This window comes from Aeromonas sp. AE23HZ002T15 (assembly GCF_054165525.2).
Genome location: NZ_CM201342.1, coordinates 3,247,827 through 3,268,457, shown reverse-complemented (window position 1 = coordinate 3,268,457; position 20,631 = coordinate 3,247,827). Strand labels below are relative to the sequence as shown.

The window sequence follows — 20,631 nt, the reverse complement described above, 5'->3', positions numbered from 1 at the left end:
AGAGCCGTAAAACCCCCATCAGGTTATCGTTTTTCTTTTCCGGCCCTTCCTAAGCGCACAAGTTCAGACAGGAGGAATCAGAGAAAGTTCGCTTGTATCGAAAAAAATGTGATGCGAGCTGCATCACAACCCCCCCTTGGGCTACCATGGGGCCAGTTCTTAATCCAGGCCAATGATACTTATGAAAGCAAGTGTTGAATACCTTTGCGACGTACTCATCATTGGCAGCGGTGCCGCCGGTTTGTCCCTCGCGTTGCGATTGGCAGACCAGGCCAAAGTCCTGGTTCTGAGCAAGGGGCCCATCAGTGAGGGGGCCACTCTCTATGCGCAAGGAGGCATCGCTGCCGTGTTCGACGAGACCGACAGCATCGAATCCCACGTGAGCGACACGCTCAACGCCGGGGCCGGGTTGTGTGACCCCGCCGTGGTGGAGTTCACCGCCCGCAACGCCCGCGAGTCCATTCAGTGGCTGATCCAGCAGGGGGTCCCCTTCGATCAGGAGGAAGACGCCGAAGGGGAATCTCACTATCACCTGACCCGGGAAGGGGGCCACAGCCATCGCCGCATCTTCCACGCGGCCGATGCCACCGGCAAGGCGGTGCAGCTCACCCTGATCGATCAGGTACGCGCCCATCCCAACATCAAGCTGATGGAGCGCTTCAACGCGGTGGATCTCATCACCACCCGCAAGCTGAATCTGCCGGGCAACAAGGTGCTGGGGGCCTATGTCTGGAATCGCAACGTCGAGCAGGTCGAGGTGATCCGCGCCCGCTTCGTGGCGCTGGCCACCGGCGGCGCCTCCAAGGTGTATCAGTACACCTCGAACCCGGACGTGAGCTCAGGCGATGGCATCGCCATGGCCTGGCGCGCCGGCTGCCGGGTGGCCAACCTGGAGTTCAACCAGTTCCACCCCACCAGCCTGTTCCACCCGGACGATCCCAACTTCCTGCTGACCGAGGCCCTGCGCGGTGAAGGGGCCTATCTGCGCCGCCCGGACGGCAGCCGCTTTATGCCGGAGTTTGATGAACGTGCGGAATTAGCACCGCGCGACATAGTCGCGCGCGCCATCGACCACGAGATGAAGCGGCTCGGCGCCGACTGCATGTATCTGGACATCAGCCACAAGCCGGCAGACTTCATCATCAAGCACTTCCCCACCATTCATGAGCGCTGCCTCGCGGTGGGCATCGACATCACCAAGGAAGCCATGCCCATCGTCCCCGCCGCTCACTACACCTGCGGTGGTGTCATGATAGACGGCAATGGCCAGACCGATATCCCGGGCCTCTACGCCATCGGCGAGGTGACCTACACGGGCCTGCACGGCGCCAACCGCATGGCTTCCAACTCCCTGCTGGAATGCGTGGTCTTCGCCCATCAGGCGGGGGCCGACATCCTGGCCAAGCTGCCCATGAGCGTGGAGCCGCCGAGGCTGCCGGCCTGGGACGAGAGCCAGGTGGACGACTCGGACGAACAGGTGGTGATCCAACACAACTGGCATGAGCTGCGGCTGATGATGTGGGACTACGTGGGCATAGTGCGCACCAACAAGCGCCTCGCCCGCGCCAAGCGCCGCATCGACCTGCTCAAGCAGGAGGTGCAGGAGTACTACGCGAACTTCCGGGTCTCCAACAACCTGCTGGAGCTGCGCAACCTGTTGCAGGTAGCCGAGCTCATCGTCAACTGCGCCCTGCAGCGCAAGGAGTCCCGCGGACTGCACTACAACCTGGATTACCCGGATATGCAGCCGGACTCCAAACCGACCGTGCTGACCCCGGACAGGGATTAATCCTCCCTACTGCAAATGACCAAGTTAACCCCGCCCCGGCGGGGTTAACTGTTTATGGGCTACGGGAAAACGCGATCAGCGGGGCGGCGCGAGGTGGATGGCGCGGGCCAGCGCCCGGTAATGCTCGGGGGCCAGGGCATCGGCGAAGAGCCAGAGCCGGGTTTCGGGCATCCCCTCTGCGGTGAGGTACAGCCAGAGTACCCCGGGCAGGATGCGGCTGCGTGGGTCCAGCCGGTAGCGCCGCCCCTGCCAATCCAGCCACTCCCCATCCAGGATCAGTTCACCGCAGACCCCCTGGGCTCGCCGCAGGGCGAGCCAGAGTCCGAGCAGCCAGCACGGCAGGAACAGCCCCCACTGCCAGCCCTGGATCAGGCTGGCGGCGGGCCAGAGCAGCAACGAGAAGAGAATGGCCAGCAGACACGGCTGCCGGCGGGATACGAGTACGGGCATGCACACCCGCATGGGGAGATCAGCCCTGGCGGTCGTGACGGGCCTGGTTGCGCTCCAGGATCAGCGGGATCATGGCGGCGAAGGCCGGATCTTCCGGCACGCCGTGGCCCATGCTCCAGCGAAACAGCTCGGGATCCTCGCGCTCCAGCAGGCGAATGAAGGTCTGCTGCTGCTCGTCGCTCAGGCTGTCGAACTCGTGTTCGAAAAAGGGCATAAAGATGACATCCAGCTCGAGCATGCCGCGGCGGCAGGCCCACTTCAGGCGGGACTTTTCAATTGGGCTCAACATGGAACTCTCCTTACAAAGACTCGGGAATGGTAGCAGCTAGATTTTCCGGCTGACAAACATTCCTTACGTCTTTACCATGCTGGTCACATACTTTATGCCTTTGGACGACCACTGTGAGCCTGTCGACCCCTGTTCTGCCTGCCGAGCCCAGCCTCTTCTCCCTAAGCGATCTCGCCATCACCCGTTTGCGCGGCCCCGATCGCGCCAAGTATCTGCAAGGCCAGGTCACCTGCGACGTCAACGCCCTGCAGCCGGGTCAGAGCACCCTCGGCGGCCACTGTGATCCCAAGGGCAAACTGTGGAGCGACTTTCGCCTGCTCTGTCTGGAAGAGTCCCTGCTGCTGCTGACCAAGCCCTCGGTGCTGGTACGCCAGCTGCCTGAGCTCAAGAAGTTTGCGGTGTTTGCCAAGGTAGAGATAGACGACTACCCGGGTCAGGTGGCGGGCGTGGCCGGTCAGGGCAGCGATGCCTGGATCTCGGCCCAATTCGGCCTGCAGGATACCGGCCTCATCCCGGGGGGCATGGCGGTGCGCATTGAAGCCGATCGCTGGCTGCTGGTGAGCGAGCAGCCCCTCTCCATCGCCCTGCCCGCGGCCGATGAATCCCTCTGGTGGGGTCTGGACATCAAGGCCGGCATCCCGCATCTGGAAGCCGTGCATCAGGGGGAATACATCCCCCAGATGCTGAACCTGCAGGCCCTGGATGGCATCAGCTTCACCAAGGGCTGCTACATGGGGCAGGAGATAGTGGCCCGCGCCAAGTATCGCGGCGCCAACAACCGCGCCCTCTTCGTGCTGGCGGGCTCCGCCGGTGCCCCTGTGGCCAGCGGCGACACCCTGGAGATCCGCCTCGGTGACAACTGGCGCCGCAGCGGCATGGTGCTGAACGCCTGGCAACGGGATGGCCAGATCTGGCTCACCACCGTGCTGCCCAAGGACACCGAGGCCGATGCCGAGTTTCGCCTCAAGCAGGATGAGAGCGCCCATCTCGTCCTGCAACCCTTGCCCTACCCGCTGGTCGACTGACCCTTAGCGCTATCTGACTTAACGAGGCACCCGCGCCAGCAGTGCCTCTTTCAGCCAGCGGCCCGCCTGCCCGAGCGGGCGGGCGCGATGCCACTGCAGCTCCAGCTCCAGTTCATGGCGCGAGAGAAAATCGGGCTGCAACACCACCACCTCCCCCCGTGCCAGCGGCCGATGCAGCAGGAAATCGGGCACCGCCGCCCAGCCCAGCCCCAGCTTGATCAGTTCCAGGATGCCGAGATCACCCTCCACCCACCACACCTGGGGTGAGAGGCGAAAACGATGGCGCTCCGTCCCCTCCCGTCGTCCCGTCACCATCAGTTGGCGAGCCCCTTGCAGATCGCTCTCCCGCAGCGGCGTCTTGTGTGCCAGGGGGTGATCCGGCGAGACCACCAGCGGCATGCTGACGGCCCCCAATGAACGGGAAGCTATCTCCCGCTCCGGTTGCTCCTTCTGGTAGCTGATGCCGAGCTGGGCCCGCCCACTCTTGAGCAGCTCGGTCACGTCCTCCATCAGGGGAAACAACAGCTCCAACTCCACCGTCGGGTAGCGGGTGGCGAACTCCTCCAGCAAGGAGCCGAGCCAGGGCAGATGGGAGTCATCGTCGATGGCCAGGGTGAGTCGCGACTCTATGCCCGTCGCCAACTCCCCAGCGATGGCCTGCAGCCGCTCGCTCTGAGCCAGCAGTATGCCGGCTTCCTGTTGAATGCGCGCCCCCGCCACCGTCAGCACAGGGTAGCGGCCACTGCGATCGAACAGCTCGAGGCCGAGATCGATCTCCAGATTGGCGATGGCGGTGCTCACCACGGATTGCGCCTTGCCCAATTTACGAGCAGCGGCGGAGAAAGATCCTGTCTCGGCCGTCGCCAGCAGTGCCTTGAGTTGCTCGAGGGAGGGGTTCATCAGGGTACTCCTGTCATGTTCGGGTCCTGGTACGGCCCGCATATGTATCTATTTTAACGATAGATACCAACGTGAAACTATCTATAAATCACTATAAATTGCCCGCCATCAACCATAGTCCAACGATAAATGGAGACATGAAAGATGCGTAATACTCGTGATCGCCTGCGTCATGCCATCGGTTTCGAACTGATTGGTCTGCTGATCGCCGCCCCGCTGGCGAGCTGGGTCACCGGTGTCGGCCTCAATCACATGGGGCCCCTGGCCCTGTTCTTCTCGGTGGTCGCCACCGTCTGGAACTATGTCTACAACATAGGGGTGGACAAGCTGCTGCTGCGCTATCAGGGCCATACCCACAAGTCGCTGTGGCAACGGGTGCTGCATACCTTTGGCTTCGAAGGGGGGTTACTGCTGGTGGCGCTGCCGGTGATGTCCTGGTGGCTCAACATCGGTCTGCTGGAGGCACTGATACTGGATCTGGGCTTCGTGCTCTTCTACCTGGTCTATGCCTTCGTCTACAACTGGAGCTATGACAAGGTGTTCCCCATCCCGGGCCAGCCGGCGCAGCGGGTGATGAACTGAGAAGGGCATTTCCAATGAGGTAACGAGGCACCATCATGCGGCAGGCATGATGGTGCTGGTGGGGGTCGGGTGGGGATCAGGCCCCGGCCTTCGCCTCTTCGACGGGGGTCTCGTCTTGCCCCGCTTCCTGTTTCAGCATGGCCTCGAGATCGCTCTGGTACTGGTTCAGCATGCGCTGAGCCGCCACCATGTCACCCTTGTGCAGGCGCTCGAACAGATGATGCTGCACCACGCCGCTCAGATACTCCACCGTGATGGGCTGTTCCAGAGCAGACAGCAGCTCCTCTTTCTCCAGCTCGGCGTTGATCTCATCGACGCTGGTACGCAGCAGACCGGACAGTTGCACCAGCATGCGGCGCTCGCCCTCACGCAACAGGCTCAACATGCGGTTTCTCTGCTGCTCATTCTGTTGGGTCATACATTTCCTTACGTAAAATGGGAATAAGCCAGCCCATTTTGCCCTCTCCTTTTCACAGCGTCTATCTCGGACAGAGCACTTATTTTCTCCCGCATCGGGACATGCACGGCGGGTGCTATTTATGCCGGTGCTAGGTATAGTAACCGCTGGTTTATGGGCCTGTTTCACCCCCTTAAAACGAGATTTTCACGCCATGACCGACGCTATTTTAGTGCTCTGCACCTGTCCAGATGAGGCCAGCGCCGACCGTATCTGCGATCAGCTGTTGAGCCGACGCCTCGCCGCCTGCATCAACCAGCTGCCCGGGCTCACCTCAGTCTATCGCTGGCAGGGGCAGATCGAACGTGCCCGGGAGATCCAGCTCATCATCAAGTCCAGCGCCGCCCTGTTCGAGCCCCTGCGCCACTGCATCCTCGAGCTGCACCCCTACGAGGTGCCGGAGATCCTGGCGCTGCCCGTCAGTCTCGGCCATCAGCCCTATCTCGACTGGCTGGCCGGAGAGACGGCATGAAGCTGACATCCCTGCTCACCCCCCTGCTGCTCCTGCTCAGCCTGCTCGCCCCTCCGGTCCAGGCCGCCAGCCAGGATCTGCTGAGCAGCCTCGGCATCGAGGCGAGCTCCCCCCCCAAGTTTCTGAAAGTCGATGAGGCCTTCAGCCTCCAGAGCACCCAGCAGGGCAACCAGCTGCGGCTGACCCTGCACATCGCCGATGGCTACTACCTCTATCGCCACCGTTTCAGCTTCAAGGGGGAGAACCTCAGCTTCCAGGAGCCCGAACTGCCCGCCGGTACCGAGCACGAGGACGACTTCTTCGGCAAGACCCGGGTCTATTACCGGGAGGTGCAGATCCCCCTCACCCTGACCGAGGCGGGCCAGGGGGCCAGCCTCACCGTCAGCTATCAGGGTTGCACCGAGGGGCTCTGTTATCCGCCGACCGACCAGCGGGTCGAGGTGCAGCCCTTGGCGGCCAGCACCGCCACCGATATGAACGAGACCGGTGCCGACGTCGCCAGCGCCCCCGCCAGCAGCCAGCAGGATCAGCTGGCGGCCGCCCTCGGCAACCAGGGCTTCTGGCTCAGCATCGCCGCCTTCTTCGCCCTGGGGCTGGGGCTCGCCTTCACCCCCTGCGTCTTCCCCATGTATCCCATACTGACCGGCATCATAGCCGGCGCCGGTGAGCGCCTCTCCACCCGCCGCGCCTTCCTGCTCTCCTTCGTCTATGTGCAGGGCATGGCCATCACCTACACATTGCTCGGCCTGGTGGTCGCCTCGGCGGGCTTGCAGTTCCAGGCCGCCCTGCAACACCCCTATGTGCTGATCGGTCTATCCATCATGTTCGTGCTGCTGGCCCTCTCCATGTTCGGGCTCTATACCCTGCAGCTGCCGAGCAGCCTGCAGACCCGGCTCTCCGGCCTCTCCAACCGCCAGCAGGGGGGATCCGTGGTCGGGGTCGGCATCATGGGCATGATCTCCGGCCTGGTCTGTTCCCCCTGCACCACGGCGCCGCTCTCCGGCGCCCTCATCTACGTGGCCCAGAGCGGCGATCTCTGGCTCGGTGCCGCCGCCCTCTACGCCCTCTCCTTGGGCATGGGGCTGCCCCTGCTGCTGCTCGGCACCTCGGGAGGCAAGCTGCTGCCCAGGGCCGGCGCCTGGATGGATGTGATCAAGCAGCTGTTCGGCTTTGCCCTGCTGGCGGTGCCTGTGCTGCTGCTCTCCCGGCTATGGAGCGACGATCTAACGACTCTGGCCTGGCTGGTGTGGGGGCTGGCGCTGTGCGCCTACCTCTATCACCACAACCAGCATCGCGCCCACTCGGTAGGCAAGAGCCTGTGCGGCTTCGCCCTGCTGCTGGCCATGATGGGGGCCGTGGTGGTGGCCAGGGATCTGCTGCTGCCGGGCCAACACGTCTCGGCCGGCCCCAAAGCCGAGGCGGCGCAGTTTATTCGCATCAAGACCCTGGATGACCTCAAGAGCCAGCTCGGTGCCGCCCGCGGCAAGCCGGTGCTGCTGGATCTCTATGCCGACTGGTGCGTGGCCTGCAAGGAGTTCGAACACAAGACCTTCAGGGATCCCGAGGTGCAGGCGCGCTTTGCCGACATGGTGCTGCTGCAGGCGGATGTCACCGCCAACGACGACGCCGACGTCGAACTGCTCAACGGTCTGAACGTGCTGGGGCTGCCGACCCTGATCTTCTTCGATCGGGACAGCAACGAGGTGAGTGGCCAGCGGGTGACCGGCTTCATGGGGCCGAGCGAGTTCCTGGGCCAGCTCGACAAGCTGCGCTAGATGGAGCTGCTGCGCCTGACATCGGCCAATCCGAATCACATATTGTGGCTGGAGGAGGTCGTGCTGGCGGCCCCCGCCTACTGCTGGCTGACCGAGGGCAAGGCCCCCGACCCTGCAGACGCCCTGGAGATACTCAGGGTCTGCCCGCCGGGTATCGGGGAAGATGACAAGTTTGTGCTGGCGGTGCTGGAAGGGGGGGAACTGCTGGGCTGCGTCGATCTTGTCCGCGGCTATCCCGATGAGCAGACGGCCTATCTCGGCCTGCTGCTCTTGAAAGAGTCCTGGCAGGGACGAGGGATCGGCAGCGAGCTGGTCCAGCGTCTCATTGAGATGGCGGCCAACTGGGGTTGCACCGCCATGCGACTCGGGGTCATCGAGACCAACCTGCCCGCCCTGCACTTTTGGACCAGGCACGGCTTCCAGCAGGTGGGTAGCAAGCGGATCGCCGGGTTCAGCGGCGATACCCTGGTCATGAGCCGCGCCATTGCACGCCCCTGAGCCGGGGCGGCGCTTCACCCTGGCCGCCGATTTTTCTGAGCATCCCTTGTATCTGTCCGGCGCCGTGGCAAACTTTGCCCCTCCTGTCTCGCATCATCCGGAGTTTCGATGAAAAAGTGGTTCATCCCCCTGCTCGCCTGCTGGCTCTATGGCTGTGATGCGGGTCCAGGTGAAGAGGCTATCCAGAGTCAGGTGACCGCCAAACTCCAGGCCGATACCGACGCCAATTTGTTTGATATCAGTGACTTCGCCGTGCTCGGCAAGGAAGAGCGGATGGAGGGGGTCTATCTGGTCCGAGTGGGCTACCAGCTGCATTTCAAGCAGGGGCTGGAGCAGTTGCAGATCCTGCACGACGAAGATCTCGTCTACGACCGAGTCGGCCCCTTCCAGCAGGAGATGGGGCTGATGGAACTTGAGCGCAAATACGGCGAGTTCGAGGCCGGTCAGGCTCTGGCGCAGGAGCGCGAGATCTGGATGATGAAGACGGAGCAGGGCTGGCGCCTGGCCGAGCCGGGCCAGACCCAGGACAGCCCCGCCTCCTGAGCCCCCCTTACAGCAGATCCTTCAGCCGGTACCACAGCATCCCCAGCGCCAGCAGTGGCGAGCGCAGGGAGGGGCCCCCCGGGAAGGTCATGTGGGGCACCCGGCTGAACAGGTCGAAGCCCCGACTCTCCCCCTTGATCGCCTCCGCCACCAGCTTGGCCGCCATGTGGGTGGCGTTGAGACCGTGCCCCGAATAGGCCTGGGCGTAGAACACATTGGGGTGGCTCTGCAATCGGCCTATCTGGGGCAATCGGTTGGCCCCTATCCCTATCATACCCCCCCACTGGAACTCGATGGCGGTATCCGCGAGCTCCGGGAAGACCCGCAGCAGCTTGGGCAACATAAAGGCCTTTATATCGCGGGGGTCACGGCCGGAATAGTTGCAGGCGCCCCCAAACAGCAGGCGACCGTCGGCGGAGAGCCGGTAGTAGTCCAGCGCCACGTTCTGATCGCACACCGCCATGTTCTGTGGCAACAGCCGCTGGCGAAGCCGCTTCTCCAGCACCTCGGTGGCGAGTATGTAGGAGCCCGCCGGTAGCACCTTGCCCCCCAGCTCTGGGTTGAGATCATTGAGATAGGCGTTGCAACCGATCACCAGATAGCGGGCGCTGATCCGGCCGTGGGCCGTGGTGACCTGCGCCTTGTCCCCGTACTCGATGTTGATCACCCTGGAGTGCTCGAACAGGGAGACCCCCAGGCCGGCGGCGGCACGCGCCTCGCCGAGGGCCAGGTTGAGGGGATGCAGGTGGCCAGAGCCCATGTCGATCATGCCGCCGATGTAGCGATCCGACCCCACCACAGAGTGCATATCGCCCTTGGGCACCAGCCTGGTCTCATGCTGGTAACCCAGGCTCGCCAGATGAGCCAGCTCCTCCTCGAAGCCTGCCAGGTGGCGCGCCTTGGTGGCGAGATCGCAATAGCCCCAGCGCAGGTCGCAGTCGATGTTGAAGCGCTCGATGCGCTGGCGCACCAGTTGCACCGCCTCCAACCCCATCAGATCCAGCTCCCGCACCCCGTCTTCCCCTATCCAGCGGGCAAACTGGCTGGTGTCGTGGCCGATGCCGCGGATGAGCTGACCCCCGTTGCGACCGGAGGCCCCCCAGCCGATGCGGTTCGCCTCCAGCAGGGCCACCTTGTAGCCCGCCTCGGCCAGGTTGATGGCGGTGTTGAGGCCGGTGAAGCCGCCACCGATGATGCAGACATCGGCATCCAGCTCGCCGCCGAGTTCGGGCCACTGCTGATGATCGTTGCGGGTCGCCGCGTAATAGGAGGCCACGTGCTCCTGATGTCCATGTCTTCCTGTCTGCATGCTCAGCATCCTGCCTTGGTTGCATTCGTTTACTAAATTAAACGTTTCGTCATCGATAATACCCAGCCCCAGGATGCCATGCCAGCCCGCCCGGATCACAGAAATGCAAAAGGTGTCCCGAAGGACACCTTTGTGCGAGGCCGGCCATCCGCGATCCGCCCTGCCAGCCGCGCAATAAAAAAGGCGCCATGAGGCGCCTTTTTCTGCGATCTCGGTACTGATTACAGTACGTTGATGGCGTTCAGGTCGGAGAAGGCTTTCTCCAGACGCGCGATCATGGAAGTCTGACCGGCACGCAGCCATACGCGCGGATCGTAGAACTTCTTGTTCGGCTTGTCGGCGCCTTCCGGGTTGCCCAGCTGGCCCTGCAGGTAGGCTTCGTTGGTTTTGTAGAAGCCCAGAATACCTTCCCAGGTCGCCCACTGGGTGTCGGTGTCGATGTTCATCTTCACCACGCCGTAGGAGATGGATTCGCGGATCTCTTCCAGAGTGGAACCTGAACCACCGTGGAATACGAAGTCCAGGGACTTGGCCGGCAGACCGAACTTCTCGGAAACGTATTTCTGGGAAGCGTCCAGGATGGACGGGGTCAGCTTGACGTTACCCGGCTTGTAGACACCGTGCACGTTGCCGAAGGAGGCAGCGATAGTGAAGCGCGGGCTGATCTTGGACAGACGCTCGTAGGCGTAGGCCACGTCTTCCGGCTGGGTGTACAGGGCGGACTGATCCATGTGGCTGTTGTCCACACCGTCTTCTTCGCCGCCGGTGCAACCCAGTTCCAGCTCCAGAGTCATGTTCATCTTGGCCATGCGTACCAGGTACTCACAGCAGATGTCGATGTTCTCTTCCAGAGACTCTTCGGACAGATCCAGCATGTGGGAGGAGAACAGCGGCTTGCCGGTTTCGGCGAAGTGCTTCTCACCGGCATCCAGCAGACCGTCGATCCACGGCAGCAGCTTCTTGGCGGCGTGGTCGGTGTGCAGGATCACGGGGACACCATAGGCTTCGGCAACGGCGTGCACGTGCTTGGCGCCGGAGATGGCACCCAGGATGGCAGCTTGCTGACCTTCCAGCTTCAGGCCCTTACCGGCGGTGAATACGGCACCCCCGTTGGAGAACTGAACGATGACCGGCGCTTTGACCTTGGCGGCCGCTTCCAGTACAGCGTTGACAGAGTCAGTACCGACGCAGTTGACGGCTGGCAGAGCGAAGCCGTTCTCTTTGGCGATGGCGAACACTTTTTGTACGTCATCACCAGTCAGTACACCGGGTTTCACGAAGTCGAAAATTTTCTTAGACATGTTAAATCGTCCTGTCTCGTATGCCGTTAATAAAAAATGGGGGTTCATCACGAACCGGCACAGCGGTCACATGATAAACGAAACGGGAGGCTTTTGCCCCCCGTTCCGGGTCAATTAGGCTTTGGCGCGCTGTTCCAGAATCGCCACGGCCGGCAGTACCTTACCTTCTACGAACTCCAGGAAGGCGCCGCCGCCGGTGGAGATGTAGGAGACCTTGTCGGCGATGCCGAACTTGTCGATGGCGGCCAGGGTGTCACCACCGCCAGCGATGGAGAAGGCCGGGGAAGCGGCGATGGCTTCGGCGATCACCTTGGTGCCTGCGGCGAACTGGTCGAACTCGAACACGCCGACCGGGCCGTTCCACAGAATGGTCTTGGCGTTCATGATGATGTCGGCCAGGGCCTTGGCGGAATCCGGGCCGATGTCGAAGATCATGTCGCCATCGGTCACGTCAGCGACGGACTTGATGGTGGCCGGAGTGGATTCGGAGAACTCGGCACCCACGACCACGTCGGTGGTCACCGGGATGTTGGTCTCGGCGGCCAGCTTCTTGGCGGTGTCGATCAGATCGTGCTCGCACAGGGACTTGCCGACGTTGTGACCGGCAGCGGCGATGAAGGTGTTGGCGATGCCGCCACCGACCACCAGCTGGTCAGCGATCTTGGAGAGGGATTCCAGCACGGTCAGTTTGGTGGAGACCTTGGAGCCGCCGACGATGGCGACCATGGGGCGCTCGGGCTTCAGCATGGCCTTGCCCAAGGCCTCCAGTTCACCGGCCAGCAGGGGGCCAGCACAGGCAACGGGGGCGAACTGGGCCACACCGTAGGTGGAACCTTCGGCGCGGTGAGCGGTACCGAATGCATCCATTACGAAGACGTCACACAGGGCGGCGTATTTTTTGGCCAGCTCTTCGGTGTTCTTCTTCTCGCCCTTGTTGAAGCGGCAGTTTTCCAGCACAACCAGTTCACCGGCGGCGACTTCTACGCCATCCAGGTAGTCTTTGGCCAGACGGACCGGGCAGGACAGTGCGTCTTTCAGATAGTTGACAACCGGAGCCAGGGAGAATTCTTCGTTGTATTCACCCTCGGTCGGACGACCCAGGTGGGAGGTGATCATCAGCTTGGCGCCCTTTTCCAGAGCCAGCTTGATGGTCGGCAGGGTAGCGACGATACGTGCATCGGAAGTGACCTTGCCGTCTTTTACCGGCACGTTCAGGTCAGCACGGATCAGGACGCGTTTACCCGCCAGATCCAGGTCGGTCATCTTGATAACAGACATATTCAGTCCTCTATATTTTCAGGTAATGTTAAAAAAACAGTAACCTTGCACCCGTGCAGGCTCTCAGCCTGCGGCCATCATGGCCCGGGTGGTATCCAGCATCCGATTCGCGAAGCCCCATTCGTTATCACACCACATCAACATCTTGACGAGGTTGGCATCGCTCACCCGGGTCTGGGTACCATCGATGATGCAGGAGTGTGCATCATGATTAAAGTCTACGGAGACCAAAGGCTCTTCCGTGTAATCCAGAATACCGCTTAATGTACCTCTGGATGCCCGTTGCAGGGCTTGATTTACGTCACTAACTGTCACTTTTTTACGAACAGTGATGCTGAGATCCATCGCCGTGACGTTAATGGTCGGCACCCGCACCGCGATCGCCTCGAACTTGCCGGCGAAGTGGGGAAGGATACGCTCCAACCCCTTTGCCAGCTTGGTGTCCACCGGGATGATGGACTGGCTGGCTGCCCGGGTTCTGCGCAAGTCACTGTGGTAGGCGTCGATGACTTGCTGATCGTGCATGGCCGAATGAATTGTCGTAATAGTACCACAATTGATCTCGAATTCTCGATGCAATGTTTCTATCACCGGCACCACGCAGTTGGTGGTGCAGGAGGCGTTGGAGACGATCCGCTCCCGCCCCGTCAGGGTCTGGTGATTCACCCCGTAGACTATGGTGGCGTCCACGTCCGCATCCGCCGGATGGGAGAAGAGCACCTTGCGGGCCCCCGCCGCCAGATGCAGCTCCGCATCCGCCCTTGAGCCGAAGACCCCGGTGCAATCGAGCACCACGTCCACCCCCAGCGCCCGCCAGGGCAGCCTGGCCGGATCCCGCTCGGCGAACAGCGGTATGAGATCCTCCCCCACCAGCATGCTGTGACCCGCGAGCTGCACCGGATGGTGGAAGCGGCCGTGGCTGGTGTCGAAGCGGGTGAGGTGCACCATGGCCTCGGGGGCCGCCAGCTCGTTGATGGCCACTATCTTGATGTTGTTGTCGCGGCCGCTCTCGTAGAGGGCCCGCAGTACGTTGCGGCCGATGCGGCCGTACCCGTTGATGGCAATCTTGATCATGAAAACTCCGTGTCTTTGACGGCGACAGGGGATGAGGTCGATGGCTGGCTCACGACAGCAGGGCATCCTTGAAGACGCCACGGGCCAGCAGTGCTGCCCCGAACACCCCGGCGCTGTCACCCAGGGCCGGCGCTATGATGGGGGTGGCGAAGCGGGGGTTGAACAGGAAGGGCAGCACGGTCTGACGGCCCACGCTGTAGAGGCTCTGCACATTGCCGACCCCGCCGCCGATGACGATGACGTCCGGATCCAGGATGTTGACCACGTTGGCAAGCGCCTGGCCAAACAACAGATGCAGGCGGTCCAGGGTGAGTTTGGCCACGTGATCGTGGGCGCTCGCCGCCGCTATCTGGGCCAGCGACAGATGGCGCTTGGCCTTGGCCTCGTACCAGGCCTCCAGGGCCGGGCCGCTGATGAAGGTCTCGACGCAGCCGCGCTTGCCGCAATAGCACTCGGGGCCGTCGGGGGAGAGCACGTTGTGACCCCACTCCCCGGCGATGCCGTGGTGGCCGTTGAGGATCTGGCCGTTGATGACGATGCCGGAGCCGACACCCGTGCCCATGATGATGCCGAACACCACCTTGGCATCGGGATGATGCTGGCGCACGGCCCCGAGGTGGGTCTCCGCCAGGGCGAAGCAGTTGGCGTCGTTGGCGATCAGCACGGGCACACCCAGCCTGCGTTCCAGATCTTCCTTGAACGGCTTGTCGTTGAGCTCGGTGGTGTTGCAGTTCTTCATCAGGCCGGTCTGGGGATCCCGCGCCCCCGGGGTGCCCATGCCGATGACGGTGGGGCGTTGGCCGAGTTTCTCGGCACACTCGTCCACCAGCTTGGCAATCTGGCCGATCATGTGCTGATAGCCGCCGCGGCGTTCGGTGGGGATGCGATGTCGCAGCAGCACCTCGTCACCGTCCAGCACCACGCACTCGCACTTGGTCCCGCCAAGGTCTATGCCCCAATCCCAAGAACCCTTGCTCATTCTGCCTCCTGCCATGTCCGGGCTCCCTCCAATCAGGGCGAGCCGGCTTGTCTTGTGTGTGACCCCGGGTCACCGGTGCAGCAGTGTAACCCGAGCCAGGGCCCGGGCGTAATCCCCACTAACTGCGCCCCCCATCGGCTCTTTGCTGCGGACAGCAAAACGGGGCCAGCAGGCCCCGTCGTCATACAGTTTTATTACCTTAGCGACCGTGGTACTGGGCGGACAGCTCGTGCACCGCGTTCACAAACACGCCGGCGTGCTCCGGATCCACATCCTGATGGATGCCGTGGCCCAGGTTGAAGACGTGACCGTTACCCTGACCGAAACCGGCGAGGATGGTGGCGACCTCTTCGCGAATGCGCTCGGGGGCGGCGTAGAGCATGGAGGGGTCCATGTTGCCCTGCAGCGCCACCTTGTCACCGACCCGGCGCTTGGCATCGGCTATGTCCGTGGTCCAGTCCAGGCCAAGGGCATCGCAACCTGTGGCGGCGATCTGCTCCAGCCACTGGCCGCCGTTCTTGGTGAACAGGGTCACCGGCACCCGGCGACCGTCGTGCTCGCGAATGAGGCCATCGACGATCTTGTGCATGTACTGCAGGGAGAAGTCGCGGTAATCCCGCGGGGTCAGCACGCCGCCCCAGGTGTCGAACACCATGACCGACTGGGCGCCGGCCCTGATCTGGGCGTTCAGATACGCGATCACGCTGTCCGCCAGCTTGTCCAGCAAGAGGTGCAGGGTCAGGGGCTCGGCGTACATCATCTGCTTGATCTTGGTGAACGCCTTGGAGCTGCCCCCCTCCACCATGTAGGTGGCCAGGGTCCAGGGGCTGCCGGAGAAACCGATCAGCGGCACTTCGCCCTTGAGCTCGCGGCGTATGGTGCGCACCGCATTCATCACGTAGCCGAGCTCGTCTTCCGGATCCGGAATGGGCAGGGCCTGCACGTCGGCCATGGATTTGATGGGGCGCTCGAAGCGCGGGCCTTCGCCGTGCTCGAAGTAGAGGCCGAGCCCCATGGCGTCGGGCACGGTCAGGATGTCGGAGAAGAGGATGGCGGCATCGAGCGGATAGCGGCGCAGGGGCTGCAGGGTGACCTCGCAGGCCAGCTCGGCGTTGCGGCACAGGGACATGAAATCCCCCGCGACGGCGCGGGTTGCCTTGTATTCCGGCAGGTAGCGGCCAGCCTGACGCATCATCCATACCGGGGTCATGTCCACTTCCTGGCGCAGCAGGGCGCGCAGGTATCGATCGTTTTTCAGCTCTTTCATCCCAGTTCCTGGCTCATCTCACGCATAAAATGGCGGATATGATACCACTTTGTGTGGGGCTTAGGGCGGCCCAAACGCGCGGCGGCGCCATCGGAGCGCAAAGATGTGAAGGGGCGCAAACAAGCGCCCCCCATCCCCTTGATCCCCTCGCCTGTCACGCCGCCTCATTCGGCGCGGCGCTGCACGAACAACCTCTTGATCCCCTTGCCTCTTACACCTCGTCTGCGAGGCACAGCTCGATGAGCCGCCGCGCGATCGTGCCGTGAGGCGGCAGGCGGGGCAGCGCCTCGGCCAGGAAGAAGTCAGCGGCCACCAGCTCCTCGTCCTGCACCTTGATCTCGCCGCTCTGGTAGTCGGCGGTGAAGCCCATCATCAGGCTGTGGGGGAAGGGCCAGGGTTGGCTCGCCACATAGCGCACGTTGTGCACCCGTATGCCACTCTCCTCGAACACCTCCCGCGCCACGCACTGCTCCAGGTTCTCCCCGGCCTCCACGAAGCCGGCCAGCACCGTATACATGGGATCGTCCGCCTGATAGTGGCGACGGTGAGCCGCCAGCAGGATGGCAGGCCCCTTGCGCACCGCGACTATGATGCAGGGGGAGATGCGCGGGTAGACCAGGTGCCCCTGCTCACACTCTTGGGCCCACTCCCCCGCCTTCGGGGTCATGGGGGCACCGCACTCGCCGCAGAAGCGGTGGCTGCGGCGGAAGGTGGCGAGTTGCCAGGCGCGGCCCGCGAGGCGAAAGCCCTCCTCGTCCCCGGCCACCATCAGCTGGCGCAGGCCCGTCATGGCCGAGGTGTCGGCCTCTTCCCCCAGATCCAGCAGGTAGCAGGGCTCGCCATCCCAGTCGTCGAAGCGCTCGAACGGCGCGTCCTGCAACGGGGTGGGAAGCTCACTGCGAAGGCCTTGCGGGATCTGCCCCTGCGGATCCAGCAGGACGAGGTGATCGCCCCCCAGCACGAACCAGCGGGCCTGTTCGGTCGATGACATAAGGTGAAGACTCTCGTTGAGAAGGGCGTGCGAGGCACGGACAAGTGGGCTTTATCTTACGACCGGGCGCCCCTCATGGCGACCCCCGACATGGTACGGGAAGGCTGCGCTCCGGAGGATGCGCCATACAAAAAGGGCCGCCATGGCGACCCTTTCTCTTCAAATATCCAGCCGGATCAGTTCATCCAGCGTTCGCTGCTCTTGCGACGACGCGGCAACATGGGCAGCAAGATGCCCAGCAGGATGCCGCCCCCCACCATGGCGCCACCGCGGATGAACCAGTCCATCTGCATGTCGTGCTCCTGGTTGTCGTAGCTTTGAGTCAGGGCCTCGTTCTGCTCCTTGAGGTCCCCTATTTCGCTGCCCTGGCTGTTGAGCTTCGCCTTCAGGCTGGCGATCTCCTGGGTCTGCTCGGCGATCTTGCCATCCTTCTCGGCGAAACGACGCTCGTTGTCGCCGTTGAGGTTCAGCAGACGGGCCTTGGCCTCTTCCAGCTCTTTTTCCACCTGGGGCAGGCGCTCGCGCAGGCTGATCTGGCCCTGCAGCTCGCTGTTCTTGATCCAGCCTTCGCGGCCACGACCATCCACCACCTGGGTGAAGCCAGCCTCGTTGTTGACCGTCTTGACCTCCAGGGGTTCACCGGCCTTGACGCTGCCGAGGATCCGGTACTGGGTGCCCGGGCCGTTGTGGATATAGGTAAAGATGTTGTCTGAAACATAACGGGTATCGGCCAGTGCCTGTTGGGCACACAAGCAGATCAAAATCCCGAGAAGGGCGCGCATGGTCGATCGATTCTCTTCGTTGAGTTAGGTGACAGGCGGAATGTTAAGCTGCTGGCGGGTCAAAGGACAAGCAAAGAAAGCTGCCCTCCCCCGCCCTGCGAGCTGGCTCGCATCTTGCCCTCACCGCCACGCGACCATTCCAGACGCCGCCGCGGGCGCCAGCCGAAGAGCAGGTCTCTACTGACGCCGATGGCAACCCCTAGCGCTGCCTCAGCGACCTGACCTCTTCCCGCAGCGCTTTGAGCTCTTGCAGCAACTGATCCTGCTGCTCGATCTGCCTGCGCTGCCACTGACCCTCCTCATCGCTCGTCTTGCCCGGGCGCACGAACAGGCTGGCCATGAAACCGCTGATGGCGCCGAACAGACCGACCCCGAACAGGATGAGCAGGCTGGCGGCGAAACGCCCCTCCTCCGTCTTGGGCACCAGATCCCCGTACCCCACGGTAGATAGGGTGACGAGCGTCCACCAGAAGGCGTCATAGGGCGTCTGGATCTCGCTACCCGGATGGCCCGCCTCCAGCCAGTAGATGACGCCGGATCCCACCCCCAGCAGCAGGAAGAACAGGAACAGTATGCCGGACAGCGTGGTCTCGTTGCGCTCGCGGCGGAACATGCCGAGCAGATCCGGCCCGTTGCGGATCAGTTGATAGACCCGCCACAGCTGGATCAGTCGCGCCCAGCGCAGCTGCTCCACCATGGGCAGGCTGCCCGGCAGATAGAACCAGTTCGCCTTGAAGAAGGCCATCCGATCCGGGGCCCGCACCCAGCCATAGGCGAAGTGGGCGAGGAAGAAATAGCAGATGAGGCTGTCGAGGTCATAGAACAGCTGCCGGGTCTGGGGGCTCAGATCCCCATGCCCCCACCAACGGGCGCAGACCAGGGTGACGGAGATCACCGACAGAAACGCCATCAGCAGATCCATGGCGCGCAGGTGACTTAAGTGATGTCGCATACAATTTCCAACTTTAAACGCAGTGCCAAGTAACAAAAAGGAAGATAATGCCGATAGCCATGACGACAAAGGAAAAATGGACGTTGAAAGGAGAAAGATTATGCAGTTGAACTCGCTGGAACGGCGCATGAGCAATATCCGTCTGGTACCCAAGGTGGTGTTGCTCATGGTGTTCAGCACCCTCCTGTTGCTGGTCAAGCTCTGGTTCGATGCCAGCAACCTGGAGGCCACCCTGCTGGCCGAGGGCATAGAGGCCACCAAGGCCAATGCCATCTCCGATCGCCTGCTCTGGACCGGGCTGATGGAGACGGCCCTGATGGGGGTGCTCTTCGTCATCCTGCTGCTGACCGGCTCCCGCCTCATGGTCAAACAGGTGCACTACCTGGTAGGGCTGCTCGAGCGTTTCGCCCGCAAGGATCTCAGCCACAGCGTGCTGCTCAAGTCCCGCGACGAGTTCGGTGACATCGCCAAGGCGGTCGCCCACTCCCAGGAGAACCTCAAGGAGGTGTTCGGCACCCAGCGCGTCGCCTGCAAGGAGCTCAACGACATCGCCTCCCAGGTGACCCTCTGCATGGAGGAGGCGAACGAGGCGATCAATGAAGAGTTCACCCAGATAGAGCAGCTGGCGAGCGCCATGAGCCAGATGGTCGGTGCCATTCGCGAGGTGGCGGCCCATGCGGAGCAGGCCTCCCACGCCACCGCCGACGCCAGTGCGCTGGCCGAGGAGGGCAGCCGCTGCGTGGCCGCCACCGTCAACACCATAGACACCCTGTCCGGCAACATCCAGCGCTCCTCCACCGTGGTCAACGAGGTGGAACACGGGGTGGATCGCATCGGCTCGGTGGTGGACACCATCCGCGGCATCTCCGAGCAGACCAACCTGCTGGCCCTGAACGCCGCCATCGAGGCCGCCCGTGCCGGTGAGGCGGGACGCGGTTTCGCCGTGGTGGCCTCCGAGGTGCGGGAACTCGCGAACCGGGCCCAGGCCGCCACCGTCGAGATCCAGAAGATGATCGAGCAGTTGCAGGGCAACGCCCGCCAGGCCGTCGGCCTGATGGCCGAGAGCGTGCAACAGGCGGACAAGGGGGTGGAACAGGTCACCCAGGCCGGCGATCAGCTCGCCACCATAGTGCAGCGGGTGCAGGGCGTGGCGGACATGAACCGCCAGATCGCCGCCGCCTCAGAGCAGCAGAGCTCGGTGGCCGAGGAGATGAGCGCCAACCTGGAGCAGGTCAAACAGGTGGTGGAAGGATCCGTGGTGGTGCTGAGAGAGCTGCAGGAGGCCTCCCAACTGGTGGAGCACCACAGCCAGACTCTGGACACGCATATCCAGGCCTTCAAGCTGGCCTGACGGCATCAATCTGGTACGCTGAAGGCCCCACAAGGGGCCTTTCTTATTGATGCCACGGCAAGGAGCCAGGATGCAGACCACAGAACTTGCGCTTGAGATCAGCGACGACAAGGGGCGGCTCGACGTGCCGCTCATCCACCGCTTCCTGTCCGAGGAGGCCTACTGGAGCCCCGGCATTCCATTTGCCACCGTGCAACGGGCCATCAACCATTCCCTCTGCTTCGGCGGCTATCTGGCGGGCCAGCAGATCGCCTTCGCCCGGGTCATCACGGACAGGGCCACCTTAGGCTATCTCTCCGACGTATTCGTGCTGCCTGCCCATCGTGGCCGGGGTCACAGCAAGGCGTTGATCGGCGCCATCCTCGCCCACCCAGAGTTGCAGGGGCTGCGCCGTCTCATGTTAGCCACCGCCGATGCCCATGGACTCTACGCCGGCTTTGGCTTCGCGCCCCCTGCCCGGCCGGAGAGCCTGATGGAGAAATACGATCCCGAGATCTACCAGCGCCCCTGAGCCACGCCGGCCACCCTTTTCCCTCGCCGGATCAAGCTTCTCGCCCCGGACCTGTG

22 protein-coding genes are annotated in these 20,631 nt (G+C 62.9%); 9 read left to right on the top strand and 13 right to left on the bottom strand.

Annotated features, from left to right (window positions below):
- Nucleotides 1-181: 181 nt before the first annotated feature.
- Nucleotides 182-1,789 (top strand): L-aspartate oxidase, encoded by a 1,608-nt coding sequence (gene nadB / locus ACT5M9_RS15315; RefSeq protein ID WP_457982339.1) that lies wholly within the window; start codon nt 182-184, stop codon nt 1,787-1,789.
- Nucleotides 1,790-1,864: 75 nt separating this feature from the next.
- Here the strand turns inward: nadB and ACT5M9_RS15310 are convergent, their stop codons facing one another.
- Both ACT5M9_RS15310 and ACT5M9_RS15305 read right to left on the bottom strand, forming a co-directional pair.
- Nucleotides 1,865-2,239 carry a protein YgfX gene (locus ACT5M9_RS15310; protein WP_457982337.1) on the bottom strand — a complete coding sequence of 125 codons (375 nt, stop codon included), beginning with the start codon at nt 2,237-2,239 and terminating at the stop codon, nt 1,865-1,867.
- Nucleotides 2,240-2,258: 19 nt separating this feature from the next.
- On the bottom strand, nt 2,259-2,528 hold the full coding sequence (locus ACT5M9_RS15305) for an FAD assembly factor SdhE (protein ID WP_349920998.1): 270 nt from the start codon (nt 2,526-2,528) through the stop codon (nt 2,259-2,261).
- Nucleotides 2,529-2,647: 119 nt separating this feature from the next.
- Between ACT5M9_RS15305 and ygfZ the strand changes: the two genes are divergently transcribed.
- On the top strand, nt 2,648-3,553 hold the full coding sequence (gene ygfZ / locus ACT5M9_RS15300; protein ID WP_457982446.1) for a tRNA-modifying protein YgfZ: 906 nt from the start codon (nt 2,648-2,650) through the stop codon (nt 3,551-3,553).
- An 18-nt stretch (nt 3,554-3,571) separates the two neighbouring features.
- Here the strand turns inward: ygfZ and ACT5M9_RS15295 are convergent, their stop codons facing one another.
- Nucleotides 3,572-4,453, bottom strand: a complete 882-nt coding sequence (locus tag ACT5M9_RS15295; protein ID WP_457982336.1) for a LysR family transcriptional regulator — start codon at nt 4,451-4,453, stop codon at nt 3,572-3,574.
- A gap of 144 nt (nt 4,454-4,597) precedes the next feature.
- On the opposite strand from ACT5M9_RS15295, the gene ACT5M9_RS15290 reads away from it, so the two are divergent.
- The gene (locus tag ACT5M9_RS15290; RefSeq protein WP_457982335.1) at nt 4,598-5,035 is read left to right on the top strand and encodes a PACE efflux transporter; all 438 of its coding nucleotides are present in this window, start codon (nt 4,598-4,600) and stop codon (nt 5,033-5,035) included.
- Between the two features lie 76 nt (nt 5,036-5,111).
- Here ACT5M9_RS15290 and ACT5M9_RS15285 read toward each other — a convergent pair whose 3' ends face one another.
- Nucleotides 5,112-5,453: a hypothetical protein gene (locus tag ACT5M9_RS15285; protein WP_457982334.1), complete on the bottom strand. Its 342-nt coding sequence runs from the start codon at nt 5,451-5,453 to the stop codon at nt 5,112-5,114.
- Nucleotides 5,454-5,646: 193 nt separating this feature from the next.
- Here ACT5M9_RS15285 and cutA point away from each other — a divergent pair, with 193 nt between their 5' ends.
- The 4 genes from cutA (at nt 5,647) to ACT5M9_RS15265 (ending at nt 8,780) form a co-directional block, all read left to right on the top strand.
- Complete coding sequence (cutA, locus tag ACT5M9_RS15280; protein ID WP_438549227.1) at nt 5,647-5,964, top strand: divalent-cation tolerance protein CutA; 318 nt, start codon at nt 5,647-5,649, stop codon at nt 5,962-5,964.
- The gene (locus ACT5M9_RS15275) at nt 5,961-7,739 is read left to right on the top strand and encodes a protein-disulfide reductase DsbD (protein ID WP_457982333.1); all 1,779 of its coding nucleotides are present in this window, start codon (nt 5,961-5,963) and stop codon (nt 7,737-7,739) included. Before cutA ends, ACT5M9_RS15275 begins: the two co-directional genes overlap by 4 nt.
- A complete protein-coding gene (locus ACT5M9_RS15270) occupies nt 7,740-8,237 on the top strand; it encodes a GNAT family N-acetyltransferase (protein ID WP_457982332.1) in 498 nt (165 codons plus the stop codon).
- 108 nt (nt 8,238-8,345) lie between these two features.
- Nucleotides 8,346-8,780, top strand: a complete 435-nt coding sequence (locus ACT5M9_RS15265) for a hypothetical protein (protein ID WP_457982330.1) — start codon at nt 8,346-8,348, stop codon at nt 8,778-8,780.
- A 7-nt stretch (nt 8,781-8,787) separates the two neighbouring features.
- Here ACT5M9_RS15265 and ACT5M9_RS15260 read toward each other — a convergent pair whose 3' ends face one another.
- From ACT5M9_RS15260 to ACT5M9_RS15220, 9 genes are all read right to left on the bottom strand, one after another.
- On the bottom strand, nt 8,788-10,089 hold the full coding sequence (locus tag ACT5M9_RS15260) for an NAD(P)/FAD-dependent oxidoreductase (protein WP_457982328.1): 1,302 nt from the start codon (nt 10,087-10,089) through the stop codon (nt 8,788-8,790).
- Between the two features lie 221 nt (nt 10,090-10,310).
- Nucleotides 10,311-11,390 carry a class II fructose-bisphosphate aldolase gene (fbaA, locus tag ACT5M9_RS15255; RefSeq protein ID WP_349920989.1) on the bottom strand — a complete coding sequence of 360 codons (1,080 nt, stop codon included), beginning with the start codon at nt 11,388-11,390 and terminating at the stop codon, nt 10,311-10,313.
- A 114-nt stretch (nt 11,391-11,504) separates the two neighbouring features.
- Nucleotides 11,505-12,668 carry a phosphoglycerate kinase gene (locus tag ACT5M9_RS15250; protein ID WP_438549232.1) on the bottom strand — a complete coding sequence of 388 codons (1,164 nt, stop codon included), beginning with the start codon at nt 12,666-12,668 and terminating at the stop codon, nt 11,505-11,507.
- 63 nt (nt 12,669-12,731) lie between these two features.
- The gene (epd, locus tag ACT5M9_RS15245) at nt 12,732-13,742 is read right to left on the bottom strand and encodes an erythrose-4-phosphate dehydrogenase (RefSeq protein ID WP_457982326.1); all 1,011 of its coding nucleotides are present in this window, start codon (nt 13,740-13,742) and stop codon (nt 12,732-12,734) included.
- Nucleotides 13,743-13,791: 49 nt separating this feature from the next.
- Nucleotides 13,792-14,721 carry an ROK family protein gene (locus ACT5M9_RS15240; RefSeq protein WP_457982325.1) on the bottom strand — a complete coding sequence of 310 codons (930 nt, stop codon included), beginning with the start codon at nt 14,719-14,721 and terminating at the stop codon, nt 13,792-13,794.
- A gap of 199 nt (nt 14,722-14,920) precedes the next feature.
- Nucleotides 14,921-15,988 (bottom strand): uroporphyrinogen decarboxylase, encoded by a 1,068-nt coding sequence (hemE, locus tag ACT5M9_RS15235; RefSeq protein WP_457982323.1) that lies wholly within the window; start codon nt 15,986-15,988, stop codon nt 14,921-14,923.
- A 211-nt stretch (nt 15,989-16,199) separates the two neighbouring features.
- Nucleotides 16,200-16,979, bottom strand: a complete 780-nt coding sequence (gene nudC, locus ACT5M9_RS15230; protein ID WP_457982321.1) for an NAD(+) diphosphatase — start codon at nt 16,977-16,979, stop codon at nt 16,200-16,202.
- 176 nt (nt 16,980-17,155) lie between these two features.
- On the bottom strand, nt 17,156-17,761 hold the full coding sequence (locus ACT5M9_RS15225; protein ID WP_438549237.1) for a TIGR04211 family SH3 domain-containing protein: 606 nt from the start codon (nt 17,759-17,761) through the stop codon (nt 17,156-17,158).
- 199 nt (nt 17,762-17,960) lie between these two features.
- Nucleotides 17,961-18,782, bottom strand: a complete 822-nt coding sequence (locus ACT5M9_RS15220; RefSeq protein WP_457982319.1) for a potassium channel family protein — start codon at nt 18,780-18,782, stop codon at nt 17,961-17,963.
- A 31-nt stretch (nt 18,783-18,813) separates the two neighbouring features.
- On the opposite strand from ACT5M9_RS15220, the gene ACT5M9_RS15215 reads away from it, so the two are divergent.
- Both ACT5M9_RS15215 and ACT5M9_RS15210 read left to right on the top strand, forming a co-directional pair.
- The gene (locus tag ACT5M9_RS15215) at nt 18,814-20,064 is read left to right on the top strand and encodes a methyl-accepting chemotaxis protein (protein ID WP_457982318.1); all 1,251 of its coding nucleotides are present in this window, start codon (nt 18,814-18,816) and stop codon (nt 20,062-20,064) included.
- 70 nt (nt 20,065-20,134) lie between these two features.
- Complete coding sequence (locus ACT5M9_RS15210) at nt 20,135-20,575, top strand: GNAT family N-acetyltransferase (protein WP_457982316.1); 441 nt, start codon at nt 20,135-20,137, stop codon at nt 20,573-20,575.
- The last annotated feature ends 56 nt before the right edge of the window (nt 20,576-20,631 follow it).